Below are 22,013 nucleotides of genomic sequence, written 5' to 3'. Positions count from 1 at the left end.
ATATACCTCCTCTGCGTATTCTATCAAATCATACTATAAAAAAGGTTTTCATTCATAGATGAGTAGAGTAAACTGGTGCTGACTGGTAAAGGGGGCGTTCAAAATGGAAGATATGTATGACAGCTTTGCGGCCCTTTCTGCTTCTGAGTCGGAGTACCGGATTATTTATGAGGAGAAAAACGGAAGTGAGCTTATCGTCCTCGGTCCTCACGGCGGCAGAATTGAGCCTGGCGTCAGTGAACTGGTGCGGGCATTTTCTGATCGATGTTCCATCTATTTGTTTGAGGGTCTAAAGCAGCGAAACAACCGTTCCTTGCATCTCACTAGCATTCGTTTTGATGAGCCGCTGGCTTTAGAAAAAGTGAATGCCCACCATTACGCATTAGCGTTTCACGGGTATTATGATCCGAAAATCCCGCATACATTGGTCGGCGGGGCGGATCGTAAAAAAGCCAAGCTCATTTGTGAGCGTCTGAATGAAGCGGGTTTTAGCGCCGAGCTCACTAATGAGAAAGACCGCCTGGCAGGTGTACACCCAAACAATATTGTCAATCGGACGAAAAGAGAAATGGGACTGCAATTGGAGGTAAGCACGGCGCAGCGAAACGCGCTATTCCGCAATTTTGGGTGCCGTGATAAAAGCTACATACAAAACGATTTGTTTGATCGATATGTGGAAGCCGTCAAGCTTGGCTTTTATAAATAAAACTAGACGGGACCTGCACGGTGGGCCTATTCCTTCATACGCTGGGGTTGTGCGAAAGTGTGGGGAGGAATGATTCATGTTTTATCATATAAAAGAGCTTCAATATCAAGCAAAGCCAGCTCATCCCGATCCGGTTTATGCGAAAAAACTTCAAGAGGTGCTCGGCGGCCAATTCGGTGAAATTAGCGTCATGATGCAGTATTTGTTTCAAGGGTTTAACTGCAGGGCGGATGCTAAGTATAAAGATTTGTTATATGATGTGGGGACCGAAGAGATTGGGCACGTAGAAATGCTGGCAACGATGATTTCCAGGCTTCTGGACAATGCACCCGCGGATGTACAGGAGGATGCTTATAAAAGCAATCCCGCTATCGCAGCAGTCATGTCAGGGATGAATCCTCAGCACGCGATTGTGTCCGGATTGGGGGCGATGGCATCAGATAGTGAGGGCTATCCGTGGAATGCAAAATACATTATCTCAAGCGGAAACCTGCTGGCCGATTTTCGCGCTAACTTAAATGCGGAGGCCCAAGGACGCCTTCAGGTGACACGGCTTTATGCCATGACCGATGATCCAGGGGTAAGAGATATGCTGTCATTTTTGATTGCAAGGGATACCTATCATCAAAATATGTGGTACGCGGCCATTAAAGAGCTGGAGGAAAGAGAACGGGATATTGTCGTCCCGACGACGTTTCCGCGTGAGCTCGAAAAGCAGGAAGTCTCCTATGACCTGTTTAACTTTTCCAGGGGGGATGAAAGCTCACAAGGAAGATGGGCACATGGGGAAGCCTTTGACGGCCGGGGTGAATTCAGGTATATCCCGGCTCCGATTGCGTTCGCATCTGCGCCTCATCTTAAACCGGCGCCCATGTGGCTGCATAATACAGTTCCCCCAATGTCGAAATGTTAGGTTCTCTTCTGGGCTGAGGAATATATCCTTAGCCCGTATTTGATCAGATGTTTTTGCCAATATGATATAACGCTTTTTCCTCAGCAACATGCAAGTGCTGCTGATCGCCTTCCTCGTACGCATGTGGCCGCTTGTGGGATAATAAATAAGCGAGCCGCTTCTGAAATTGAATACCTGCTTTACGCCGTTCAAACATGTCAAGCCTTTTATCAGCAAATTCCTTTGTTACCCGGAATACCGCCGAAATTGTGGCGAGTGCCTGGCTTCTCCATTGCGGCAGTTCCATCTGCAACAGCATAAAGGTTGGCACACAGAAGTGGTACATAAATTGATTTGCCTGAAATTCCTGAAGCTCTCTGAAGAGCTTGTTCATCTGAAAATGATTGCCTGCATGCTTTAACACGTGGCACAGCTCATGGCCAAAATCCTCCCATTGCTCTTCCCGTGACTTTTTTTGGTTCAATACGATACTGTACATGCCGTCGTATTTCACCATCATGCTCCCCATATCCTCAAAATGCACCCAAATATCCAGATCCTTTGCGATTTTCAGCATGTCAATGTGATGAGGGGATGTGATGCCCAGCCGGCCGTATAAATTTTTAACGTATTCCTCCAGATGTGATAAGTAATCGCCCAATTGAATACTCCCTTTCGAACATTTGTTCTGTTTTAGCGAGAAAGAAAAGCCCGTATAGGACTGGAAAGTAGTGTAGAAATCTTTCCCTTTTCTTTAAAAAATAAACACTTTTTTCTTTATATCGGTCTACTTTTTATATGTTTTAGAGAACAGAGAACGATTTATTTATTTTTCGGTTTGCGGTTTTTCTCTTTTTCTTTTAAATAGTTGATAAATTCGATGGCCTGCTGTTTGCTTTCTGGGGAAAAATCCTGCATATCGCGGTATGCAAGCTGCAGGTCCGGATCTGAGAACATATCGTCATCGGATTTTTTGTCTTTTCCCGTTAATAAGTAATCAGTCGTTACTTGAAAGTAATCAGCCAGCTTTTGGAGTGTGTCGTAATCAGGTTCGCTTCGCCCGTTTTCATAGTGGGAATATCGTGCCCGTGACACACCGATGTGTGATGCGATTTCTTCCTGTGTCCTTTTCCCTCTGAGACTCTTCAATCTGCCGCCTATCATACTATGACCTCTCTTTTTTAAACTCCCTAAGTTACTTATGATTATAGATACAATATGTATCAAAATAAAGTTATGATAAAAAAAGTATCAAAAATAACTTGATGATACAGTTTGTATCGTTTATACTTGGTAACATCCGATACAAAATGTATCAAAAAAAGATCAGGAGAGTGATCACATGTATCCGATCCAAATCGTTTTTAGTGAAAATCCCATAGATCAGCGCCATCTCGTACAATCCGGCGGCACCATTTCGTTCACCGCTTGCGGACTTCCGGTGTTTCACTTTGAAACGCAGGAACAGTTTCAAGCATACATGATGTTAAAAGGAGAAGCGGCGTACAATGAAAAACGATAAAAGCTATCCTTTTCCGACGTATTCAGGGTTACTGAATTCAGAACATTATGACAAAATTGGCCCGGCGCTATGGCTGTTTCTCTGGTTTATCAGCTCAACAACAAAAGAAACCGAAAAAGACGGCGTAAGCTGGGGCATCGTCCTTGGCCATAAGCCGTTAAAAGCGAGAGAAATGGCGGCAGTCTTCGGCGTAAGTGAAAAAACCGTCAGAAGATGGCTGGAGCTTCTCGAAAACCATGATTACATAAAGGCCGTCCGTGCGCCATACGGACTGATGATTTCGGTAAAGCATTCCAAAAAATTCAGCTTCAGATCGGACAATACTGTACACGGGAGTCTAAAAGAACGGCCATTTTCGCCGCAGACACCGGACACAAACGACCGTACAGATATAGATAAAACAAACAAATATACTGCTGCTGATGATGCAGTGGATCACATTGCGAAGCGGTTTACACAATTACGGTCGGCTCAAGAAGGACGCACCGTGTATCCTTCCTCAAGAGATTATCAAGCCATCGCCCGCATTGTTGCCATCGGCGTTCCTGTCACGCAAACAATCAAATGGCTTGAAGAATGCTTTCAGGCTTTTGAAAACCGGCGGACCGCCGCTTCTGAAACAATCAAGGCTTTTCGCTACTGCTCGAAATTCATTGAAGATCGATTTTTCGCGCAGCAAGCCAAAAAGAATGCCGCAATTCAGAATGAGAGGATGAAAAAACATGACAAAACGAACAATCGAACAGATTTTGGACGAGCTGAGAAGAGGGAGACGTCCATTACTGGTGGACAAACCGGCCGAATCAGACGTAAGTAGGTATGATTGCCTACGCTGCAAGGATCAGGGAGGTTATCTCGTCAGGCAGAATGGCCTGGAAGTTTGGACGATGTGCAGCTGCATGGCAGAACGGAAAGTGAAGCGGCTGCTGGGTGCAAGTGAGATTACCCACGCTTTCAGACAGCTGGGCTTCAAGGAATTCCGCACGGAGGGAAAGCCGCAGGCCATAAAAGACGCATTTGAGTGTACAAAAGAGTATGTTGCCGATTATGAACAAATCAAGGATTGCCGAAAAAACAGCATTGCTCTTTTAGGACAGCCTGGATCAGGGAAAACACACCTTTTGACTGCCGCTGCCAACGAATTAATGAGAACATGCTATGTGCCTGTCATTTATTTTCCGTTCGTGGAAGGCTTTACTGATCTGAAAAATGATTTTGCCCTATTAGAAGCGAAGCTGAACCGGATGAAGCAGGCGGATGTGCTGTTCATTGATGATCTGTTTAAACCGGTTAACGGCAAACCCCGCGCTACAGATTGGCAATTAGAGCAAATGTATTCGGTACTCAATTATCGCTACTTAAATCATAAACCGATTTTGCTTTCGAGCGAGCTGACAATTGAAGCACTTGTACGGGTCGATGAAGCGCTCGGCACGAGAATCTATGAGATGTGCAGTGACTATTTAGTGATTATCAAAGGAGCAGCCTACGAGCTTAACCATAGATTGGAGGGCATCAGATAATGTGCAAGCTTTGTCAAACAAAGAAAGTCATTGTGGAACATACCGGTATTGGAGTCGTTTTTCATCCATGTCCGAACTGCCGGTCCGGCACTGATTTAACGCCTGTCATTCAAAAGCTGGAGCAAATGCTGACAGCGGGAAAAGCGAGGCTGAATGTCTATGATTAAACAGCTGACTGCACTAATCGCTTTGCTGTTTCGGGCAAAGCGAACAGAAAAAAACATTGAACAATGGTATAAGGACGACGGGAAGTGAAAGTGTTGGCAAAGACAAAACAGGCAGAGAAAAGCCCTGCGCCGTGGCGTGCTGTCCCGTGCGGGGATACGAAACCGATCTATATTTATTCAGCTTACAGTGAAGAAGAAAAAGAAAGATTTCCATACTCAAACGGGCGGCTGATTGCCGCTGTATTTGACCTCAGCTCTTATTCGCAAAAAAGCAATGCCGCTTTGATGGCCGCTGCGCCTGAATTGCTGGAAGCGTCTAAAGCAGCACTTGATTTTCTGAAAGGGAATTCTGTTCATTCAAAGGAGCGTATCATTCAGCTATTAGAAAAAGCCGAAGCAAGCGCTGCACCGAAAAAGGGAGGAAAAGAAACATGATTCATCCTAAAAAACTGCTACATATCGATTCCATCACGCTTAAGAGCCAGCTGGAGGAAGGGAAAATCCGTGTCATTATTGTGGATGGCATCAAGCAAGAAGCATGGATCACAGAAGCGCCCGAGCATGGAAAAACGCTTGTCGAAACAAGAAAGGGCGACCTTGCCCGAGTGGAATTTGAAATCGGCTACAAATTAAACTAAAGCGAAAACAGAATACGTCCAAGACGGAAAGCCTGCGGACACTGATCAACTGCACAGCATTTGTGCGTTGATTGGTGTCCGTTTTTTATTTGCCAAAAATAAGGAGGATCATAGAATGCAAGACTTACTATTTGAATATAAACGAACGCTCAAACAAACAAGAATGCAATATAAACCGCTCGCTGAGGCAGATGAATCCGCACTCTCAGCTGAAGAGCTGAAGGATAAAAAAATCATCAGAAATATGATTACTGATCTTGAATATGTAACAGAATGGCTTGAAAAAGGAAGACAGCCCGGCATCAGACGGGCGATTGACCGGCGTGATGCCTACCAGCGGCTGATGATCAAGGACCCGAGAATCATCGAATCATTTTCCAGCGCTATGATGTTTGAGCCGGACGGACAGGTATCAGAAGAAGACAGAGAGAGAATTCGAGAAGCATTAGCCCTGTTAACGGACAGAGAAAAGGAAATGTTTTTGCTGCATAAGGTAGAATGTTTTTCTTATGAACGGATCGCCGATCTTCTCGGTGTGAAAAAATCGACAGTGCAAACGACGATTAAACGGGCGAGTTTAAAGATGCAAAGACAGCAGGAAGAAATGAATCGATCACTTGCCTGAAAGCTTGTCATACGTTTGCCACCTATAAGTGAATAGAGCATGACACATAAGCGGCTGGCATGATCAGCCGCTTTTATGAATAAACAACCATGCTGGAGGTGGCGGTGATGCCGTAGCATGAAAACACAACAGCGCGAACAAGCATTAGCAATCTATCAACAACATCAAGGAAAGATCACAAATCGGGCGATTGCAGACACAATCGGTGTTTCCGCGAAAACAATTGGCATCTGGAAAAAACAAGACAAATGGAAAGAGGCCCTGTTTTCTGCGTCCAAAAACGAACAAAAACAGCGACCTATAGACAACGACGAATTAAATGAACGCCAGCGGCTGTTTTGCCTGTATTACGTCAAAAGCTTCAATGCCACACAGTCAGCAATCAAAGCGGGCTATTCTCCAGACAGCGCTCATGTGACGGGCAGCCGGCTCTTAAAAAACGAAAAGGTCGCTGCTGAAATCAGGCGCATAAAAAAAGAAATGGTCAATGAGATGTTTATTGAAGCGATGGATGTGCTGCAGGTTTATATCAAGATCGCATTTGCGGATATTACGGACTATGTGACCTTTGGAAAAAAAGAGGTCCAGGCTGTCGGGAAATCGGGTCCGCTGTTTGATGAAGATGATAACCCGATTATGAAGGAAATCAGCTTTGTCGATGTCAAAGACTCCGGGCTCGTTGATGGCACCATTGTAACGGAAGCAAAGCTTGGCAAAGAAGGCATTGCCATCAAGCTTGCAGATAAAATGAAGGCGCTTGAGAAGCTATCCTTATATTTTGATTTGTTTCCAGATCAATTTAAACAAAAAATTGAAAATGAGAAATTGAAGCTTGCCAAACAAAAAGCGGAGAAAACAGATGACAGCCAAGAGCCGATTGAAATTATGATCAAACGAAAAGAGCGCAAGTCATGATTGTAAAAGAAATCAACCCTCATTTCGAAGATTACGTGTTCAATTGGGAGCAGACGTACCAGTTTCTCGTCGGCGGCTACGGCTCCTCCAAAAGCTATCATACCGCATTGAAAATCGTGCTAAAGCTGCTGAAGGAAAAACGGACGGCCCTTGTGATCCGGGAGGTGTTCGATACCCATCGGGATTCGACCTTCGCCTTGTTTCAAGAGGTGATCGAAGAGCTCGGTCTCACAAAGGCTGTGGCATCTCTTTCTTCCCCGCTGCAGCTGCGATTTTACAATGGCAGCCGGATCATGTTCAAAGGAATGGACAATCCGGCAAAATTAAAATCGGTTCATAATATTTCATTAATATGGATTGAAGAGTGCTCAGAGGTGAAGTATGAGGGGTTCAAGGAGTTAATCGGACGTCTTCGCCATCCCGAGCTAAAGCTTCATATGATCTGTACCACCAATCCCGTCGGCACCTCCAATTGGACGTACCGGCATTTTTTTCGGGATGAACGCAAGAAACGGTTTGTGCTGGATGACAGCGAGCTTTACGAAAAGCGGACGATTGTGAAGGGAGATACGTATTACCATCATTCTACCGCTAACGACAATCTTTTTCTCCCGTCAAGCTATGTGAAACAGCTTGACGGACTCAAAGAGTATGATCCCGACCTGTACCGGATTGCCCGCAAAGGACGATTCGGCGTCAACGGGATCAGGGTGATGCCGCAGTTCGAGGTACTCCCGCATGATCAAGTGAAAAAATGTATCGCAGCCATCAGCAAGCCAATCTTTCGTACAGGCATGGATTTTGGATTTGAGGAATCCTATAATGCCGTCGTCCGGCTTGCTGTAGATCCTGAAAAAAAATACCTCTACATTTATTGGGAGTATTATCAAAACAAAATGACAGATGACAGGACGGCTGAGGAGCTGCGTGAGTTTATTGAGACACAGGAATTGATCAAAGCCGACTCGGCTGAGCCGAAAAGCATTCAATATTTCCGCCAGCAGGGCTTTCGGATGGTTGGAGCCAGAAAGTTTCCCGGCTCCAGGCTTCAATATACCAAAAAGGTAAAACGGTTCAAAAAAATCTTCTGTTCGGACCGCTGTGAAAATGTCATCTATGAGCTCAAGACACTTACGTATGCCAAAGATAAAAACGGAGCTCTGATTGAGGATGAATTCACGATTGACCCGCATACGCTTTCTGCCATTTGGTATGCGCTTGATGATTATGAGGTTGCTGATATGAAAGAGACAGCACACAAACGAATCCGGCCGAACCGAGAAAGGAGGAGGTCATAAATCATGCACAATCAAACAGTCAGAGCAACTGTATTTAAAGCCAATGCCGCGGCTCCTCAGACAAAGCAAATCTATGAAGATGACTTTTCTGAGCTGTACGGAGAGGACATTATCGCTCCGCCCTACAATATCATCGAGCTCAAAACCATTGCCGAATACTCGACCATTCTTCAGCAATGCATTGATGCGTATAGAGTGAATATTACAGGCTTTGGATTCGATGTTGAGTACACATTTGATGTCAACGCAAGTGATGTCGATCAGGCAAAAAAGAAAAGAGCGGAAAAAGACTGGGTCAGACTCGAAGCCTTTTATAAATGTCTTCACTTTGATGAATCAGCTGAAATGATTTTAGGCTATGCCATCGAAGACAGAGAAAAAACAGGCAACGGATTTATGGAAGTGCTTCGCGACGGGGCGGGAAAACCTGCAGGCATCGAATATTTAGATGTGAAATATATGCGCGTATGCGGAGCAGGCGAGCCTGTAGAGGTCTCATTTGTATATGAAGAAAACGGGAAAATGAAAAGGATCAAAAGGCAAAGACGCTTCCGAAAATATGTGCAGATGATCAATGGAAAGAAAGTATTTTTTAAAGAATACGGCGATCCGCGAAAAATGGATATGCGTACAGGTGAATATGTAAACACATTGGCAGAGAAGTATCAAGCAAATGAAGCCATTCACCTCAAAATTGGAAGCGGCGTATACGGTGTACCCCGCTGGATCGGCAATATTGTCAATTTATACGGAGCCCGAAAAGCAGAAGAGCTCAATTTTATGTATTTTAAGCAGGGGCGTCACGTCCCCGCTGCGATTACAGTGGAAAACGGGATGCTGTCTGAAGCTTCTTACCGGGAGCTGCAGGAATACATGAATGATCTTGAAGGCGTGGAAAACGCCCATAAATTTCTCCTGATCGAAGCGGAAGGAATCGCAAAAGAAAAGGATCTCCATGGAGGCGAGGATATTACGCCGGTTTCCGTGGAAATCAAATCCTTGGCGGAAATTCTCCAAAACGACGCCCTGTTTCTTGAATACGATGAAAAAAGCAGAAATAAGCTGCGTTCAGCGTTCCGTCTCCCGCCGCTGTATACAGGCGAGGCCCAGGAATACAACCGGGCGACAGCGGATACTGCTAGAAAAATTACGGAGGAGCAGGTTTTTCAGCCGGAGCGAAAAACGCTTGTGAATAAACTGAACACGCTGCTTTTGCCGGAGCTGAATATCCATGACGTCAGGCTGACATTAAAAGGACCGGACTTTCGTGATCCGCTTGAGATTGCGAAGGTGCTCGGTCCTTTTATTACAGCCGGAGCAGTCTCGCCGAATGATTTACGCGACCTTGCCGGACGGGTGCTTGGCAAAACACTTGAGGAGTGGCCGGAGGACATTTATAAACGGCCTGCAGGACAGGATGCGGAAAAGACAAACCTGGCTGCGCTCATGGAGGAGTTGAAAGAAAGCATCGAAGCTATCAAAACGTCCTGAAGGGAGGTGAATCAAGCAGGTGGCGCGAGAATTAAGAAATGCCAAAATCAGCTTTGTCAGTTATGTGGACAAGGCGGCTAACCAGACAGAATTTTTCTTTACGAAGTCAGCTGAACCTCCGTCATTTGAAAAAAAGGTTCGGCTGTTTACAAAAAGTGAGCAGGATGAACAAAAGCTCGTGTACGGAATCGTATATGAGCCTGATGTTCCTGATGCCCACGGCGATTTTATGACCGCCGAGGAAATTGAAAAAGCAGCGCACGGTTTTCTCGCGGAGGCACGGGAGATTGATATCAATCACAGCTTTGAGGGCGGGACCGGCGTCGTGGTCGAGTCCTATGTGGCGCCCGATGATTTTATGATCGGGTCAAAGCGGATTACAAAGGGCTCATGGGTGCTCGTGACAAGAGCGTCTGACGAGGTGTGGGAACAGATTAAGGCTGGAATTATCACCGGCTACAGCATGGCGGGCACTGCAGATGTGTATGAAGAAGAACCGGTCGAAAAAGCAGGGTTCTTCAGTGTATTCAAGCAAATGCTTGCTGACAAAACAGGGAAGGAGACTGAAGAAATGAGAAAAGAAGACATGAGAGAATCATTCGAGCATGCGCTTTACCCTCTGCTCAAACGGCTTGAACGGATTGAAAAAAACACAGACACGGAGGAAAAGCCGGAGCAGACGGGTGATGACGAGCGTCTGAAAAAGCTCGTTGAAGACATGCTTGCCCCGCTGATCGAACGCATTGAGGCTTTGGAAAAAGCGCGAGGCGCGTCTAAGCAGACAGCGGACGATACGGGCGGCAATACAGAGCAAGTCAAAAAATCAATCTGGAGCGGACTGCTGTAAAACCAGTCAAGGAGGAGGAAATCAATTGAGAAATCAAGAGATCATTCGGAAAGCGGAAATGTCGCTTTCTGCTTTAAAAAGCGGCGGGCTTATGAACCCTGCGCAAGCATCGGCTTTTATCCGCATGGTGCAAAACACGCCGACCATTTTCAGTGAATCCCGCGTGATTCAAATGGAAAATGACTCGCAAAAATTTGAGAAAATCGGCTTCGGCCAGCGTATTCTGCGGGCTGCGCAAGAAGGAAAAGCACTGTCAAACGACGAGCTGACAGTTCCAACGACAAGCACTGTCCAGCTGAACACGAAGGAAGTCATTGCGGAAATTAATATTACGTATGACACACTTGAAAACAATATTGAAAAAGACGGCCTGCAGCAGACAATCATGCAAATTTTAGCAGAGCGCGCAGCCGTTGATATTGAAGAGCTGATCGTTAACGGTGATACAGCATCAGCTGATCCGTATCTGGCACAGCTGGACGGCATCCGTAAACAGGCAGTTTCCCATATCGTTGACATGAACGGTGAAGAACTGTCCAGAGCGACATTCAAGAAAGGCTTAAAGGCAGTTCCGCCGAAATATTTGCGCATCCCTCAGGAATTCAGATTCTATACGTCTCACGGCTTAGAAGTTGAATGGAAGGACCGCGTGGCAGACCGCCAGACAAACCTTGGGGACCAGGCTGTTCAGGGCGGCTTGTCAACAGCATTCGGCGTACCAGTCAAAGGGGTATCCAATATTCAGCCGTACACAGTCGGTGAGGGAGACGCGCAATATGACGCTTCTGATATCATTCTCACACATCCGAAAAATATCATTCTCGGCTTCTCCCGCAATATCCGAATTGAAGTCGACAAAGACATCCGCTCCCGTAAATTCATTATTGTCTTAACGGCCAAGCTGGACAGCAAGTTCGAGGAAGAGGATGCCTGCGCGAAATTAATTAACGTAAAAGAATAATAGAAACGAGGTGGTCAGCTCATGCTCATTGAACCGACTGACGTAGCCTCCTATTCGGTCTATAATCGGGTGAAAAACAGGCCGGAAGAGCTGCTGGCGCAGGATATCATCGAGGCGGAAGCAGAAGCGGCTCTCATCACGGGCCACCGCTTTGAAGACAGCTTGTATGATCCGCTGCCCGGTAAGGTGAAGTTGGCTTTAGTAAAGCTTGCCCAGTATTTTGCGCTTGTCAACAGCGATGAATCTGCCTCATCAAGCTATCAGTCTGAGAAAATGGGGGATTATTCCTACACGGTTTCCGGAGAAGGCGGGATTCAGCGGCCTGAGGTGTATCATTTGCTCGAAGAGTTTATCAAGCCGGGCTACGTCCCTGAATCCTCCAGACTGAAGGTGAGATCTTTATGAGCTACAAGCAGATGCTCATTCACCGTTGCGATATTTATCATGAAGCAGCGCAAGCGCCGTCTGCAGGCCGATTTGGGATTCCGGCAGACAGGCTGCAGCCGGTGATTTCATATCCGGATACACCCGATGAACAAGATGTCCCTTGTTATTTTACCGAAAAAACGCAGCAGCTGATTCAGGAGGAGCCGGATCAAACTGTATATCATAGCTTTCTCGTCCATTTTCCGTTGTCAGCGGACATCCGCGTGAACGATAAAATCATTTGGGAGAATCATAAATATATACTAAAGCTGCCGAAAAGGATCAGACATCATCATTGGGAGGTCATCGCAGTCAGGGATGAAAGCCTATGAAAATAGCGGGATTGAAACAGCTGAACACGGCATTAAAAGAAGCGGCTTCAGGCGGTTTTTCCAGACAGGCGTCCCGGTGGCTTGAGGAGTGCGGGCAAGATTTTCTGGAGATCGTCCAATCTGAACTCATCAGCACACAAACGATTGATACAGAAAAACTGCTCAGTTCCTTTAAGAAAGGCGCAGAGGACAATCTCTGGATTGTGCAAAGCGGCGGGCTTTCGCTTGAGGTGGGGACACAGCTTGATTACGCCTCATTTCTTAATGACGGCCATTGGACGTCAAAACAAGATGTGAGATGGGTGCCGGGGCGTTTTCAAGGCTCACGGTTTATTTATGATCCAGCGGCTTCAACGGGAATGGCGCTCAAGAGAAAATGGATACCGGGCACGGGCTACTGGGATCATGCACTGCTTTTATATGAACAGCTGTTTGAAAAATCGCTGGAAAGCAAACTGGGCCAGTGGCTGAAGAAGCTGTAAAGGAGGAGCAGGATGAACAGTGAAACAGGATCGATCATGGCGTTTTTGTACAGCCGGTGGTCTGTTCCCATTTATGAACGCGAGCTTCCTGATCGCTTTCAGGTGCCGTCGTTATACGTCCCGCCACCATCTGTTTTCGAGGAAACAGATACGGTTTCCACATTTAAAAAAACCTACAGTCTCAATGTAAAACTGTTTCATCTGGACTCCGTTCAGGCGCTGGATGAAGCGGACAGGCTCGCGGATGCCATCAGAGAAGCGAGAAATATGATTCCGCTGCTGAGTGAATCCGGCGAGAAGACGGGGGATATGGTTCGCATCTCCCAAATCGAGACAAGGGTAGGAGACAGAGGCGAGGCGGCCATGGTGATCAGGTGGAGCAGCCGATATTATTATCACAAAACAGAACAGCCTGTCTTACAGGATATCGACATGAACAGCGGGGTGAAATAAACGGTGAAGGACAAACAACAGAAGAAGGCTGTACATACAAAGAGCCGGGAAGCTCTATTTGATACAGCGGATTTGATTAAGCACGCGAAGGAACTGTTCGGCGTTAAGCCGGATATTCTTCAGGGGGCTTTATTTGGCGTGGATCAACCACGTATGACGAAATCAGAAGCCAACCAATTGATTCAAACATTTCTAACCAAGGAGGTCATGTCATCATGAATGGCGGAACATTTACAACAGGCAAAGAAAAAGAACGAGCAGGCATTTATTTTAACTTTAAAACGACGGCACAGGAGCGGGTATCACTCAGTGAACGGGGAACAGTCGCACTTCCGGTCGCATCAAGCTGGGGCGAAGCGAAAACGTTCGTCTCCATTTCCAGCATTGAAGACCTGAACAAAAAAGTAGGCCTCAGCATTGATGACCCGTCTTTATTGCTGCTGCGTGAAGCGAAGAAAAATGCGAAAACGGTATTGATGTACCGTCTAACCGAAGGTGTCCGAGCGTCTGCTGATATTGCTGAAGGCGTCAAAGCAACTGCAGTATATGGCGGAACAAAAGGAAATGACATTATCATCCGCATCAATCAAAATGTGCTGGATGCTAATTCTTTCGATGTGACAACATATATGGACGAATCAGAGGTTGATAAACAGACTGTCAAAAAGGCTGAAGAATTAACAGCTAACGGCTATGTCACTTTTACCGGAACAGGCGATCTTTCTTCAACGATTCCTCTCACTGGATCAGAAGGAGACACTGCAGCTGAGACGCTGAATGCATCCGCGGGCATCCGTTTATCCGGCGGTACGGATAAAGCCCCTGTCAACTCCGACTATACAGATTTCTTAGCCGCGGCTGAAACGGAGAGCTTTGATGTGATTGCGCTGCCTGTTGCAGAAGGTGACCAGTTGAAGGCGACGTTTGCTGCTTTCATTAAACGCCTGCGCGACGGCCAAGGACAAAAAGTGCAAGGCGTCACAGCCAATTATGCCGGTGATTATGAAGGCATCATCAACGTAACTGAGGGTGTGCTGCTTGAAGATGGCACGGAAGTTACACCGGACAAAGCAACAGCTTGGGTAGCCGGAGCGAGTGCAGGAGCAACCTTTAACCAATCACTTACATTTGTAGAGTACGAAGGCGCAGTTGATGTGTTACACCGCCTTGACCACGATACGATTGTTGAACGTCTGGGTAAAGGTGAATTTTTATTTACATTCGACGCCCGCGATAAATCCGTCAGCGTAGAAAAGGACATTAACTCACTCGTGACGTTCACAGCTGAGAAAAACAAGAAATTTGCAAAGAACAAAATCGTTCGTGTCCTGGATGCTGTGAATAATGATTTAACACGCGAGCTGAAAGCCTTAATTAAATCAAGAAAAGGCAGCGGAAGCGATATCCCGGCATCTGAAGACGGACTGCAGTATGTAAAAACGATGATCACGCAATACATGACAACGCTTCAGGATGCGGGCGGCATCACTGGCTTTGATTCCGATGAAGATATCACAATTTCAATGAATGAAGATCGTGACGGCTTCTTGATTGACCTGGCTGTACAGCCTGTCGATGCAGCAGAAAAATTCTACTTTAATGTGGAGGTAAACTAATATGGCATTAAAAGCACAAAACACAATCTCAGGAAAAGAAGGCCGCTTATTTCTCGATGGTGAGGAAATGGCGCACATCAAAACATTTGAAGCAAACGTTGAGAAAAACAAATCTGAAGTCAACATTATGGGCCGCCGCATGACAGGCCATAAAACAACAGGGGCAAATGGAACAGGGACCGCAACGTTCTACAAAGTCACATCAAAATTCGTGCTATTGATGATGGACTATGTCAAAAAAGGCAGCGACCCTTATTTCACACTCCAAGCCGTGCTGGATGATCAATCCTCCGGCCGAGGCACAGAGCGAGTCACGCTGTACGACGTCAACTTTGACTCTGCCAAAATCGCAAGCCTTGATGTCGATTCAGAAGCGTTAGAGGAAGAAGTTCCATTTACATTCGAAGATTTCGACGTCCCTGAAAAGCTATCTGACACGTTTTAATAAAACATGAATCAGCCCATACGCAGACCTTTCTCAGAAAGGTCTGTTTTTTTACAAGATGAAACTAAACAATAGACAAGGGAGTTTTTTACATGAGCGAGAAGAACGAAAACGTATATGATCTTTCCTTTTTTATGCCGGGAAAAACAATTGAAGCTGAGGAAATCAAAGTGCCGATCTCAAAGCGTTTTGTTGATAAAAAAGGGAATGTCATTCCGTTTATTTTAAAACCAATTACTACTGAACGTATTGATGAATTAGAGAAAGAAAACACCACATTTAAAAATGTGAAAGGCCGCGGCCGTGTCAAAGATTTAGACTCTCAGCGCTTTTATGCGAGAATTGCCATCGAATCTACTATTTATCCTGATTTTCGTTCAAAAGATTTAAGGGAAGCATACAAAACTGCGGATCCGGTAGAAGTTGCCAAACGTGTATTATCTGTTGGGGGAGAGTATGCGAACTGGCTGAATAAAGCAATTGAAATCAATGGTTTTGAAGATGATCTTGAAGATCTAGAAGAAGAAGCAAAAAACTAGTAAAGGATGGCGATAAGGAAGCTGTGTATTTGTACTATGCAATGCATGAGCTTCATTACTCGCCATCCCAACTTCTTGAATTATATGAAGCACCAAAACATTTTAAAGCTCTTTTATTTGGGTTGATAGGTTATAAGCTAGATCTATTAGAAAAAGAATCAAGGAGAGGAGGGAACTAATATCGCAAAATTAACAGCCCGTTTTGATCTCGAAGACAAGGTATCTAAAAAACTAAAACGGATACATAAAGGATTCCAAGAGGTCGAAAAAAAAGTCAAAACCATTAATCGGCAAATCAAAATCAGTATCAGAGCGGAAGATCAGGCATTTTACCGGCTGAGAAAAATAAACGACTATATCATTTTGAAATTCGCGAAATCGCTTGAAATTAAAGTTGTACTTGATGACCAAGTCACTTCAAAGCTTGATGCAATTGAAAGAAAACTTAAACGGCTGCCGAAAGAAACGAAGCTGACTGTCTCTTTGGTAGACCGGACAGCAGCTGCGTATAAAAAAATAAAGAAGATGCTTTCTAATCAAAAACTATCATTCCTTTTGATTCCAGATGACAAGGTTATTTCTACAGTTAAAAGGATTATCGGTTATATTAAGAAAAATTTGAAAAGCGGATATACAGTAAAACTAAAGGTCATCGATGAAATCACCAAAACAGTTAATCGATTAACAGCCCTTCTAAGGAAATTTGAAAAAACCTATTATGTAAAAGTGGTTGTTAAGACAAAAATATCAGACAAAATCAATAAAAAAGAAAGCCCGATTAACAAAGAAACTTCTAAGAAAGAATCAGACAAATCCTCAGATAAAGGCTCTGATAAAAGCTCAGATCAAAAACCTGGATGGGTCGGAAAAATAAAAGGTTGGCTGAAGGATTGGTGGACAAAATCAGCTTGGCCTTGGATTAAAGATACACTCAATGAAATAGGCAAAGCTTTTTTGGATCGTTTCAAAGAGAGATTGATAGAAAAGCTGAAAAATGATGTGTTTGATAAGATCATTGATAAAATACTAGGACCACAAAAAAAGGACGATTCTGGTGAAAATTCTGACACGGATAAAAAAGTCCTTAACCGTAATACAGGAGGAAATTGTTGCTGCGACTGCTGTGAAGGCGGCGATGTCAGTCCAGGCACTAAAAATAAAAAAACCTATAGAAAAAAGAAAAGTCCCACAAAGGTTCCAAACAGAACACTCAAGGTTCCTGGAGAGGTGATAAGAAGACGCCAGAGCGGCATACCTGCTGAAAGTGCACCTAGGACCTCGGGTTCCAAGTTAAAGAACTGGCTTGGAGGGTTAAAATCGCTAGGGAAAGATTCATCCAAACTAGGTAAAGCGTTCAGAGGAATGGGAAAGGCTGTTCCATACGTAGGATCTGCTTTAGCAGTGTTTGATTTAGCTGGAATCAATAAAGATAATGCTGGCGAAAAGGTTGGTTCAATTGGAGGACGTATTGCCGGAGCGGAAGCTGGTGCAACAGCCGGAGCGGAAGCTGGTGCAACGATTGGATCTTTCGTTGGTCCGGAAGGTACAGCAATCGGCGGGGCAATCGGCGGAATTGGCGGCGGATTAGTAGGCGGAATCGGCGGCGAAGAAGCAGGTAAGAACATTGGTAAGATGTTTGATACTTCTAAGTTAAAGGAGAGCATAAGCAATTCACTATTTAACAAAGAGTGGTGGAGTGGAAAATGGAACTCCATTTCTGATACTGCCAATGGGGCTATTACTTGGATTGAAGATACATGGAGTAAAGTTTCAACTTGGTTTGACCAGTATGTGTTTACACCTATTTATAATGTTGCTGTACCTGTAATTAATTTTATAGTAGGATTGTTTGCCTATGCATGGGATGGCATATTGGCAGTATGGAACATTGTCTACCCGTGGTTTAAGGATAACGTGTGGGATCCAATAAGCGGAGCAGTTACTAATGTTGCTACAACGATATGGACTGGGTTGTGCAACGCCTGGACGGTTATTTCAGGCATATGGTCTACTGTTTCAACATGGTTTATGGACAATGTGTGGAATCCTGTAAGTGAAGCCGTAACCACTGCGGCAACATGGATTTGGAGTAAGATCAATGATGCATGGACAATGATTTCCAATATTTGGACAGGGGTATCGAATTGGTTTTATGATAATGTATGGAACCCAATCGTCAAAAAAGTAGAAGATATTAAAACTTCAATAAAAGAAAAATTCGATGATGCAAGGAAATTTTTTGAGGATGCATGGGATGGAATTGAAACTTGGTTTAATGAACATGTGAAAGATCCATTGGTTAAAGTATCAGAGAAAATTGCTGAGAAATTTCAATGGCTATTCGATTTAAAAGATTCAGTTGGTGGTTTCGTTGCAAAAGTAATACACAGGGGGGAAGAAGTTACTCACCTCAAGAAAAAACCAAGCAAAAAGGATTCGAAAGAGAAAAAAACTAGTTCCAAACCAACTACTAATAACATTTTTGCTCAATCTCCATCAAATAATAATATGACTGTTTTTCAACAAGCACTAGATCAGAACGCCACAGGCGGCTACATCACCAAACCAACCATCTCTTGGATCGGTGAAGCCGGCAAGGAATTCGTTATCCCGGTTGATAACAACCGAGGCCGGGGGAAGATGCTTCTTTCACAAGCGGCGTCTAAGCTGGGTATGCAAGTTGTAGACGACATGGGCGCAGCTTCGTCTTCTGGCGGAAGTCCAGGATCTGTTTCAGGAGGAGCAGCTGTCAGTCCTCTATCAGGCTCAGCCTCCCCAGTAATGAACACTGCAAATCTTACAGGCCAAGCGTCCACACTCGGACAGCAATTTTCAGAAGGCTTTGGTAAAGGCATCAGCGATCAGCCGGTCAAAATGGAAGACTGGAAAAAGAAAAACATCAATACGCCATTTACACAAATGATTTCTGCTTCACCAAATTACGGTAAACAAATGGTAAGCGGGTATGCCAAGGGCCAAAACGGTACAGCAACCGGAACGGACGGCTTTTTGCAATCAAAAGTTAAAACGCCGTATCAAGCCACTGTGAACAAATCGTCTTCATGGGGCACAGGAACGGTCAAAGGCTTTGCGCAAGGACAAAACTCAACCCAAACAGGGACTGCACAGTATGTGAGTACACATGTTGACAAACCGTTCTTGCGTTCAAAAGACACATCGAACAGCTGGGGCTCCGGTTTGATCGGAAACTTTGTGACAGGCATGAATTCTAAATCCAGTGAAGTAAAACAAGCAGCAAAGGATATGGCCAAGAGAGTGGAGCAGGCTTTCCGTGAGGAGCTAGATATTCATTCACCTTCCCGTGTCATGATGAGCTTGGGGCGTTTTGCTTCTATTGGTGTTGTCAAAGGCCTTGGCTCAGTAGATGTAAAGAAATTTGCTGAAAAACAAGCCGGATCACTGGCGGCTGCCTATTCCGGAATGGGAGCCATGGGCGGGAACGTAAAACAATGGATTATGGCTGCTCTCATGGCCACCAAGACACCGGTGAGCTGGCTTCCGGGACTCATGACGATTGCGCAGCATGAATCCGGAGGCAATCCGAATGCAATTAACTTGTGGGACAGCAACGCAAAAGCGGGGCATCCGTCACAAGGGCTGATGCAGACCATCCCAAGCACCTTTAATGACCATAAAGCACCGGGGATGGGTAACATTAAAAATCCGATTCACAACGCAGCTGCTGCGATCGGCTACATTAAAAGCAGATATGGATCAATCAACAATGTGCCGGGTATTAAAAGCTTGAATCATGGCGGACCGTATGTTGGTTACGCAAACGGCGGGCTGATTACAAAAGAACAAATTGCCCGTGTCGGAGAAGGAAACAAGCGGGAATGGATCATTCCGGAGGAGCGAGGCATCCGCGGCCGCTACCTCCTTCAGAGAGCCGCGCAAGCTCTTGGTATGGAAGTGACAGATCCGTCTCAATCCCAGCAGTCTGAGCTTTCTTCAGGACAAGTTTCCGCTGTTACTTCAGCTAGCCAGCCAACCGCAACGGTTTCCGGATCAAAAGAGATTTATATTCAATTTAACGGAGACCAGCACTTCCATAATGGACAGGACGCTGAAACCCTTGCAGCGAAAATCAAGCAGGCACTTATAGACGAACTGCAAAAGGATATCAATATTGGAACGAAGGGAGTCGTTGCATTTGACTAAATCCGTATATGAATTTTGGATTTCACAAGGGAAGGACAAGCTGCGGCTCCCCGTTCTTCCCGACCAGCTGAATATTTCAAATACGGTTCAGAATGAGACGGTTAAAGTAGCCAAGTTCGGTGACCTTACATTTATTGACGAACAAGGAGCGAAAGAAATTTCGTTCTCTTCGTTTTTCCCGAAGAAATACAGCCCAATAGCTGAATATCAAACCTTCCCGTCGCCGGAAAATGCGATATCAAAAATTGAGAAATGGATGAATGCCAAAAAACCGGTCCAGTTTTTGATTACGGGAACTAAAGTGAATTTAACATGCAGCATTGAAGGTTTTTCCTATAGCGAAGGCCAGCAGGATATAGGTGATCGCACCTTTGATATTCAATTAAAAGAATACAAAACCGCTTCCCCGCGGAAAATCAAGCAGAAGAAAAAAACAAAGGCAAAACGTCCGTCGAAGGCTGCGCCGAAGACGTACACAGTGAAAAAGGGAGACACGCTATGGGACATTGCAGGCAGATTTTACGGGAACAGCACTCAATGGCGCAAAATTTGGAACGCCAATAAAACAGCAATGATCAAACGAAGCAAACGGAACATCAGGCAGCCGGGCCACTGGATTTTTCCCGGCCAAAAATTAAAGATACCGCAATGAAACAGGTGATGTATGATGATAGAACTGTTCGTCATTAAAGACACAGAGTGGCTTGAGCTGGTTGCAGAAAGCGTATCGCTTGAGGGCCATCGTTATCAGGCGCCGCGCTCCATTGAAGCGACCATCGTCACCAAACAGGGCGACCAGACGTATTACAGTGTCTCAGAAGGAGATACGGTCTTGTTTAAATGGAAGGGAAAAGAGCTTTTTCGGGGCATTGTTTTTGCAAGAACCCCGGACGAGCATACGCTTGCCTTCAGCGCTTATGACATGCTTCAGTACCTGGTCAAAAACCAGGATATGTACGTGTTTTTCAATCAGCGGGCCGACCAGATCATCAGAAGGATTGCTAGTGACTTCCAGATACCGACAACCTCGATCGCAAACACAGGCCATACGATCAAAAGTCTTGTCATTAAAAATGATACGACATTGTATGACATCATATTAAAAGCGCTGAAACAGACGAAAAGCCAGACAGGACGACATTACCAGCTGTATTCGGAAAAAGGAAAGCTCGGTCTGCGCGCTTGGCCAGATCCGTCAGAAGTATGGGTGCTTGAAACGGGCGTCAATATCACGGGCTACCAATACAGCACTTCTATAAACGACACTGCTACTCGGGTGGTGCTTCGCCGGCAGAAGGACAATAAGACATATAAAGCCTCTGCCAAGGACAGTTCAGGCTTAAATAAATACGGTGTGCTTCAATATACGGAAACGGTCACAGATGACATCAACCAGGCACAGCTTCAGCAGCGGGCAGATGTACGCCTTGCTGAAAAAAAGGGCGTGAAAAAAGAACTGAAAAATATTCAGGCAGTGGGCATCCCGGAAGTGCAGAGCGGCTTGCCCGTCTATATTTCGATTCCGGAGGCCGGCATCAAGAAAACCTATTGGGTAGATACGGACCGGCATGAATTTAAAGGAACGAAACATACGATGACGATCGATGTTGTGGAAAAGAATACGATGCCGGAAGGAGTTTCCTGATGAGATTAAGTGAGGCTATAAAACATTTGGCAGTCGGCGCAGTTGACGCTGAGTCTCCGGTAGAACTGCTCCCGGCTGAAGTCGTTTCGGTTTCTCCTGTGGAAATCAAATTAAAAGAAAACAGCAAACTGATCATACCGGCTGACGCCATCATTATCCCAAAACGGATGCAGTCCGGAGGAGACGATGCACTCGAACCGGGGGATCGCCTCATGACCGCGGCTCTGACTGGCGGGCAATCGTTTTTTATTTTAGATAAGGTATAGACAAAACCGCTTCAATACGAAGGGGTTTTTATTTAGCATGTA

29 protein-coding genes are annotated in these 22,013 nt (G+C 45.2%); 27 read left to right on the top strand and 2 right to left on the bottom strand.

Annotated elements, in window-relative coordinates; genetic code table 11:
• Window positions 1-103 precede the first annotated feature (103 nt).
• A complete protein-coding gene (locus tag ACQVGT_RS13990; protein ID WP_015383421.1) occupies window positions 104-706 on the top strand; it encodes a poly-gamma-glutamate hydrolase family protein in 603 nt (200 codons plus the stop codon).
• A 76-nt stretch (window positions 707-782) separates the two neighbouring features.
• Window positions 783-1,619 carry a manganese catalase gene (locus ACQVGT_RS13985; protein ID WP_003245071.1) on the top strand — a complete coding sequence of 279 codons (837 nt, stop codon included), beginning with the start codon at window positions 783-785 and terminating at the stop codon, window positions 1,617-1,619.
• Window positions 1,620-1,662: 43 nt separating this feature from the next.
• Here the strand turns inward: ACQVGT_RS13985 and ACQVGT_RS13980 are convergent, their stop codons facing one another.
• Together ACQVGT_RS13980 and xre are read right to left on the bottom strand one after the other, a co-directional pair.
• Window positions 1,663-2,259, bottom strand: a complete 597-nt coding sequence (locus tag ACQVGT_RS13980) for an ImmA/IrrE family metallo-endopeptidase (RefSeq protein WP_015483120.1) — start codon at window positions 2,257-2,259, stop codon at window positions 1,663-1,665.
• Between the two features lie 161 nt (window positions 2,260-2,420).
• Window positions 2,421-2,762, bottom strand: coding sequence for an HTH-type transcriptional regulator Xre (gene xre / locus ACQVGT_RS13975; RefSeq protein ID WP_003232719.1), 342 nt, complete (start codon window positions 2,760-2,762; stop codon window positions 2,421-2,423).
• A gap of 178 nt (window positions 2,763-2,940) precedes the next feature.
• Here xre and ACQVGT_RS13970 point away from each other — a divergent pair, with 178 nt between their 5' ends.
• From ACQVGT_RS13970 to ACQVGT_RS13850, 25 genes are all read left to right on the top strand, one after another.
• Window positions 2,941-3,120 carry a YjzJ family protein gene (locus ACQVGT_RS13970; protein WP_015383422.1) on the top strand — a complete coding sequence of 60 codons (180 nt, stop codon included), beginning with the start codon at window positions 2,941-2,943 and terminating at the stop codon, window positions 3,118-3,120.
• Complete coding sequence (locus tag ACQVGT_RS13965; RefSeq protein WP_015483121.1) at window positions 3,107-3,937, top strand: hypothetical protein; 831 nt, start codon at window positions 3,107-3,109, stop codon at window positions 3,935-3,937. Before ACQVGT_RS13970 ends, ACQVGT_RS13965 begins: the two co-directional genes overlap by 14 nt.
• Complete coding sequence (locus ACQVGT_RS13960) at window positions 3,843-4,643, top strand: ATP-binding protein (protein ID WP_080030662.1); 801 nt, start codon at window positions 3,843-3,845, stop codon at window positions 4,641-4,643. The genes ACQVGT_RS13965 and ACQVGT_RS13960 overlap by 95 nt, the downstream gene beginning before the upstream one ends.
• Window positions 4,643-4,810, top strand: coding sequence for a hypothetical protein (locus ACQVGT_RS13955; protein ID WP_015383425.1), 168 nt, complete (start codon window positions 4,643-4,645; stop codon window positions 4,808-4,810). The genes ACQVGT_RS13960 and ACQVGT_RS13955 overlap by 1 nt, the downstream gene beginning before the upstream one ends.
• Before the next feature lie 84 nt (window positions 4,811-4,894).
• Complete coding sequence (xkdD, locus tag ACQVGT_RS13950; RefSeq protein ID WP_015383426.1) at window positions 4,895-5,245, top strand: phage-like element PBSX protein XkdD; 351 nt, start codon at window positions 4,895-4,897, stop codon at window positions 5,243-5,245.
• A complete protein-coding gene (gene xtrA / locus ACQVGT_RS13945) occupies window positions 5,242-5,448 on the top strand; it encodes a phage-like element PBSX protein XtrA (protein WP_014476537.1) in 207 nt (68 codons plus the stop codon). Before xkdD ends, xtrA begins: the two co-directional genes overlap by 4 nt.
• Before the next feature lie 115 nt (window positions 5,449-5,563).
• Window positions 5,564-6,073, top strand: a complete 510-nt coding sequence (locus tag ACQVGT_RS13940; RefSeq protein WP_015483123.1) for a sigma-70 family RNA polymerase sigma factor — start codon at window positions 5,564-5,566, stop codon at window positions 6,071-6,073.
• Window positions 6,074-6,190: 117 nt separating this feature from the next.
• Window positions 6,191-6,988 (top strand): phage terminase small subunit, encoded by a 798-nt coding sequence (gene xtmA / locus ACQVGT_RS13935; RefSeq protein ID WP_015383428.1) that lies wholly within the window; start codon window positions 6,191-6,193, stop codon window positions 6,986-6,988.
• Window positions 6,985-8,286 (top strand): PBSX family phage terminase large subunit, encoded by a 1,302-nt coding sequence (locus ACQVGT_RS13930; RefSeq protein ID WP_015483124.1) that lies wholly within the window; start codon window positions 6,985-6,987, stop codon window positions 8,284-8,286. Before xtmA ends, ACQVGT_RS13930 begins: the two co-directional genes overlap by 4 nt.
• A 3-nt stretch (window positions 8,287-8,289) precedes the next feature.
• A complete protein-coding gene (locus ACQVGT_RS13925; protein ID WP_015383429.1) occupies window positions 8,290-9,777 on the top strand; it encodes a phage portal protein in 1,488 nt (495 codons plus the stop codon).
• A 19-nt stretch (window positions 9,778-9,796) separates the two neighbouring features.
• Window positions 9,797-10,624 carry an XkdF-like putative serine protease domain-containing protein gene (locus ACQVGT_RS13920; RefSeq protein WP_015483125.1) on the top strand — a complete coding sequence of 276 codons (828 nt, stop codon included), beginning with the start codon at window positions 9,797-9,799 and terminating at the stop codon, window positions 10,622-10,624.
• 25 nt (window positions 10,625-10,649) lie between these two features.
• Window positions 10,650-11,585, top strand: coding sequence for a phage major capsid protein (locus tag ACQVGT_RS13915; protein ID WP_003232690.1), 936 nt, complete (start codon window positions 10,650-10,652; stop codon window positions 11,583-11,585).
• 21 nt (window positions 11,586-11,606) lie between these two features.
• Window positions 11,607-11,990: a protein YqbG gene (yqbG, locus tag ACQVGT_RS13910; RefSeq protein ID WP_015383431.1), complete on the top strand. Its 384-nt coding sequence runs from the start codon at window positions 11,607-11,609 to the stop codon at window positions 11,988-11,990.
• On the top strand, window positions 11,987-12,343 hold the full coding sequence (locus ACQVGT_RS13905) for a YqbH/XkdH family protein (protein WP_015383432.1): 357 nt from the start codon (window positions 11,987-11,989) through the stop codon (window positions 12,341-12,343). Before yqbG ends, ACQVGT_RS13905 begins: the two co-directional genes overlap by 4 nt.
• On the top strand, window positions 12,340-12,825 hold the full coding sequence (locus ACQVGT_RS13900; RefSeq protein ID WP_015383433.1) for an HK97 gp10 family phage protein: 486 nt from the start codon (window positions 12,340-12,342) through the stop codon (window positions 12,823-12,825). Before ACQVGT_RS13905 ends, ACQVGT_RS13900 begins: the two co-directional genes overlap by 4 nt.
• A gap of 12 nt (window positions 12,826-12,837) precedes the next feature.
• Complete coding sequence (locus ACQVGT_RS13895) at window positions 12,838-13,278, top strand: hypothetical protein (RefSeq protein ID WP_015483126.1); 441 nt, start codon at window positions 12,838-12,840, stop codon at window positions 13,276-13,278.
• Window positions 13,279-13,281: 3 nt separating this feature from the next.
• The gene (locus ACQVGT_RS13890) at window positions 13,282-13,497 is read left to right on the top strand and encodes a YqzN/YkzM domain-containing protein (protein ID WP_015383435.1); all 216 of its coding nucleotides are present in this window, start codon (window positions 13,282-13,284) and stop codon (window positions 13,495-13,497) included.
• The gene (locus tag ACQVGT_RS13885) at window positions 13,494-14,894 is read left to right on the top strand and encodes a phage tail sheath family protein (protein ID WP_015383436.1); all 1,401 of its coding nucleotides are present in this window, start codon (window positions 13,494-13,496) and stop codon (window positions 14,892-14,894) included. Before ACQVGT_RS13890 ends, ACQVGT_RS13885 begins: the two co-directional genes overlap by 4 nt.
• Before the next feature lies 1 nt (window position 14,895).
• A complete protein-coding gene (locus ACQVGT_RS13880) occupies window positions 14,896-15,339 on the top strand; it encodes a phage tail tube protein (protein ID WP_003232677.1) in 444 nt (147 codons plus the stop codon).
• 92 nt (window positions 15,340-15,431) lie between these two features.
• Window positions 15,432-15,878: a phage tail assembly chaperone gene (locus ACQVGT_RS13875; protein ID WP_003232676.1), complete on the top strand. Its 447-nt coding sequence runs from the start codon at window positions 15,432-15,434 to the stop codon at window positions 15,876-15,878.
• Window positions 15,879-15,907: 29 nt separating this feature from the next.
• The gene (locus tag ACQVGT_RS13870; protein WP_003239113.1) at window positions 15,908-16,057 is read left to right on the top strand and encodes a hypothetical protein; all 150 of its coding nucleotides are present in this window, start codon (window positions 15,908-15,910) and stop codon (window positions 16,055-16,057) included.
• 1 nt (window position 16,058) lies between these two features.
• Window positions 16,059-20,060 carry a transglycosylase SLT domain-containing protein gene (locus tag ACQVGT_RS13865; protein WP_080030663.1) on the top strand — a complete coding sequence of 1,334 codons (4,002 nt, stop codon included), beginning with the start codon at window positions 16,059-16,061 and terminating at the stop codon, window positions 20,058-20,060.
• Window positions 20,053-20,712 carry a LysM peptidoglycan-binding domain-containing protein gene (locus tag ACQVGT_RS13860; RefSeq protein WP_015383438.1) on the top strand — a complete coding sequence of 220 codons (660 nt, stop codon included), beginning with the start codon at window positions 20,053-20,055 and terminating at the stop codon, window positions 20,710-20,712. The genes ACQVGT_RS13865 and ACQVGT_RS13860 overlap by 8 nt, the downstream gene beginning before the upstream one ends.
• A gap of 15 nt (window positions 20,713-20,727) precedes the next feature.
• The gene (locus ACQVGT_RS13855) at window positions 20,728-21,705 is read left to right on the top strand and encodes an XkdQ/YqbQ family protein (RefSeq protein WP_015483129.1); all 978 of its coding nucleotides are present in this window, start codon (window positions 20,728-20,730) and stop codon (window positions 21,703-21,705) included.
• On the top strand, window positions 21,705-21,971 hold the full coding sequence (locus ACQVGT_RS13850) for a DUF2577 family protein (RefSeq protein ID WP_015383440.1): 267 nt from the start codon (window positions 21,705-21,707) through the stop codon (window positions 21,969-21,971). The genes ACQVGT_RS13855 and ACQVGT_RS13850 overlap by 1 nt, the downstream gene beginning before the upstream one ends.
• Window positions 21,972-22,013: the final 42 nt, after the last annotated feature.

The organism is Bacillus sp. SCT118, assembly GCF_058566435.1.
This window is presented reverse-complemented; position numbering and strand designations above follow the sequence as displayed.

What these genes read in the sequence shown, in the direction of transcription:
- ACQVGT_RS13990 (WP_015383421.1), top strand. Translation starts at nt 104, where the DNA reads ATGGAAGATATGTATGACAGCTTTGCGGCCCTTTCTGCTTCTGAGTCG.
- ACQVGT_RS13985 (WP_003245071.1), top strand. Translation starts at nt 783, where the DNA reads ATGTTTTATCATATAAAAGAGCTTCAATATCAAGCAAAGCCAGCTCAT.
- xre (WP_003232719.1), bottom strand. Translation starts at nt 2,762, where the DNA reads ATGATAGGCGGCAGATTGAAGAGTCTCAGAGGGAAAAGGACACAGGAA.
- ACQVGT_RS13970 (WP_015383422.1), top strand. Translation starts at nt 2,941, where the DNA reads ATGTATCCGATCCAAATCGTTTTTAGTGAAAATCCCATAGATCAGCGC.
- ACQVGT_RS13965 (WP_015483121.1), top strand. Translation starts at nt 3,107, where the DNA reads ATGAAAAACGATAAAAGCTATCCTTTTCCGACGTATTCAGGGTTACTG.
- ACQVGT_RS13960 (WP_080030662.1), top strand. Translation starts at nt 3,843, where the DNA reads ATGACAAAACGAACAATCGAACAGATTTTGGACGAGCTGAGAAGAGGG.
- ACQVGT_RS13955 (WP_015383425.1), top strand. Translation starts at nt 4,643, where the DNA reads ATGTGCAAGCTTTGTCAAACAAAGAAAGTCATTGTGGAACATACCGGT.
- xtrA (WP_014476537.1), top strand. Translation starts at nt 5,242, where the DNA reads ATGATTCATCCTAAAAAACTGCTACATATCGATTCCATCACGCTTAAG.
- ACQVGT_RS13940 (WP_015483123.1), top strand. Translation starts at nt 5,564, where the DNA reads ATGCAAGACTTACTATTTGAATATAAACGAACGCTCAAACAAACAAGA.
- xtmA (WP_015383428.1), top strand. Translation starts at nt 6,191, where the DNA reads ATGAAAACACAACAGCGCGAACAAGCATTAGCAATCTATCAACAACAT.
- ACQVGT_RS13930 (WP_015483124.1), top strand. Translation starts at nt 6,985, where the DNA reads ATGATTGTAAAAGAAATCAACCCTCATTTCGAAGATTACGTGTTCAAT.
- ACQVGT_RS13925 (WP_015383429.1), top strand. Translation starts at nt 8,290, where the DNA reads ATGCACAATCAAACAGTCAGAGCAACTGTATTTAAAGCCAATGCCGCG.
- yqbG (WP_015383431.1), top strand. Translation starts at nt 11,607, where the DNA reads ATGCTCATTGAACCGACTGACGTAGCCTCCTATTCGGTCTATAATCGG.
- ACQVGT_RS13905 (WP_015383432.1), top strand. Translation starts at nt 11,987, where the DNA reads ATGAGCTACAAGCAGATGCTCATTCACCGTTGCGATATTTATCATGAA.
- ACQVGT_RS13900 (WP_015383433.1), top strand. Translation starts at nt 12,340, where the DNA reads ATGAAAATAGCGGGATTGAAACAGCTGAACACGGCATTAAAAGAAGCG.
- ACQVGT_RS13895 (WP_015483126.1), top strand. Translation starts at nt 12,838, where the DNA reads ATGAACAGTGAAACAGGATCGATCATGGCGTTTTTGTACAGCCGGTGG.
- ACQVGT_RS13885 (WP_015383436.1), top strand. Translation starts at nt 13,494, where the DNA reads ATGAATGGCGGAACATTTACAACAGGCAAAGAAAAAGAACGAGCAGGC.
- ACQVGT_RS13880 (WP_003232677.1), top strand. Translation starts at nt 14,896, where the DNA reads ATGGCATTAAAAGCACAAAACACAATCTCAGGAAAAGAAGGCCGCTTA.
- ACQVGT_RS13875 (WP_003232676.1), top strand. Translation starts at nt 15,432, where the DNA reads ATGAGCGAGAAGAACGAAAACGTATATGATCTTTCCTTTTTTATGCCG.
- ACQVGT_RS13855 (WP_015483129.1), top strand. Translation starts at nt 20,728, where the DNA reads ATGATAGAACTGTTCGTCATTAAAGACACAGAGTGGCTTGAGCTGGTT.
- ACQVGT_RS13850 (WP_015383440.1), top strand. Translation starts at nt 21,705, where the DNA reads ATGAGATTAAGTGAGGCTATAAAACATTTGGCAGTCGGCGCAGTTGAC.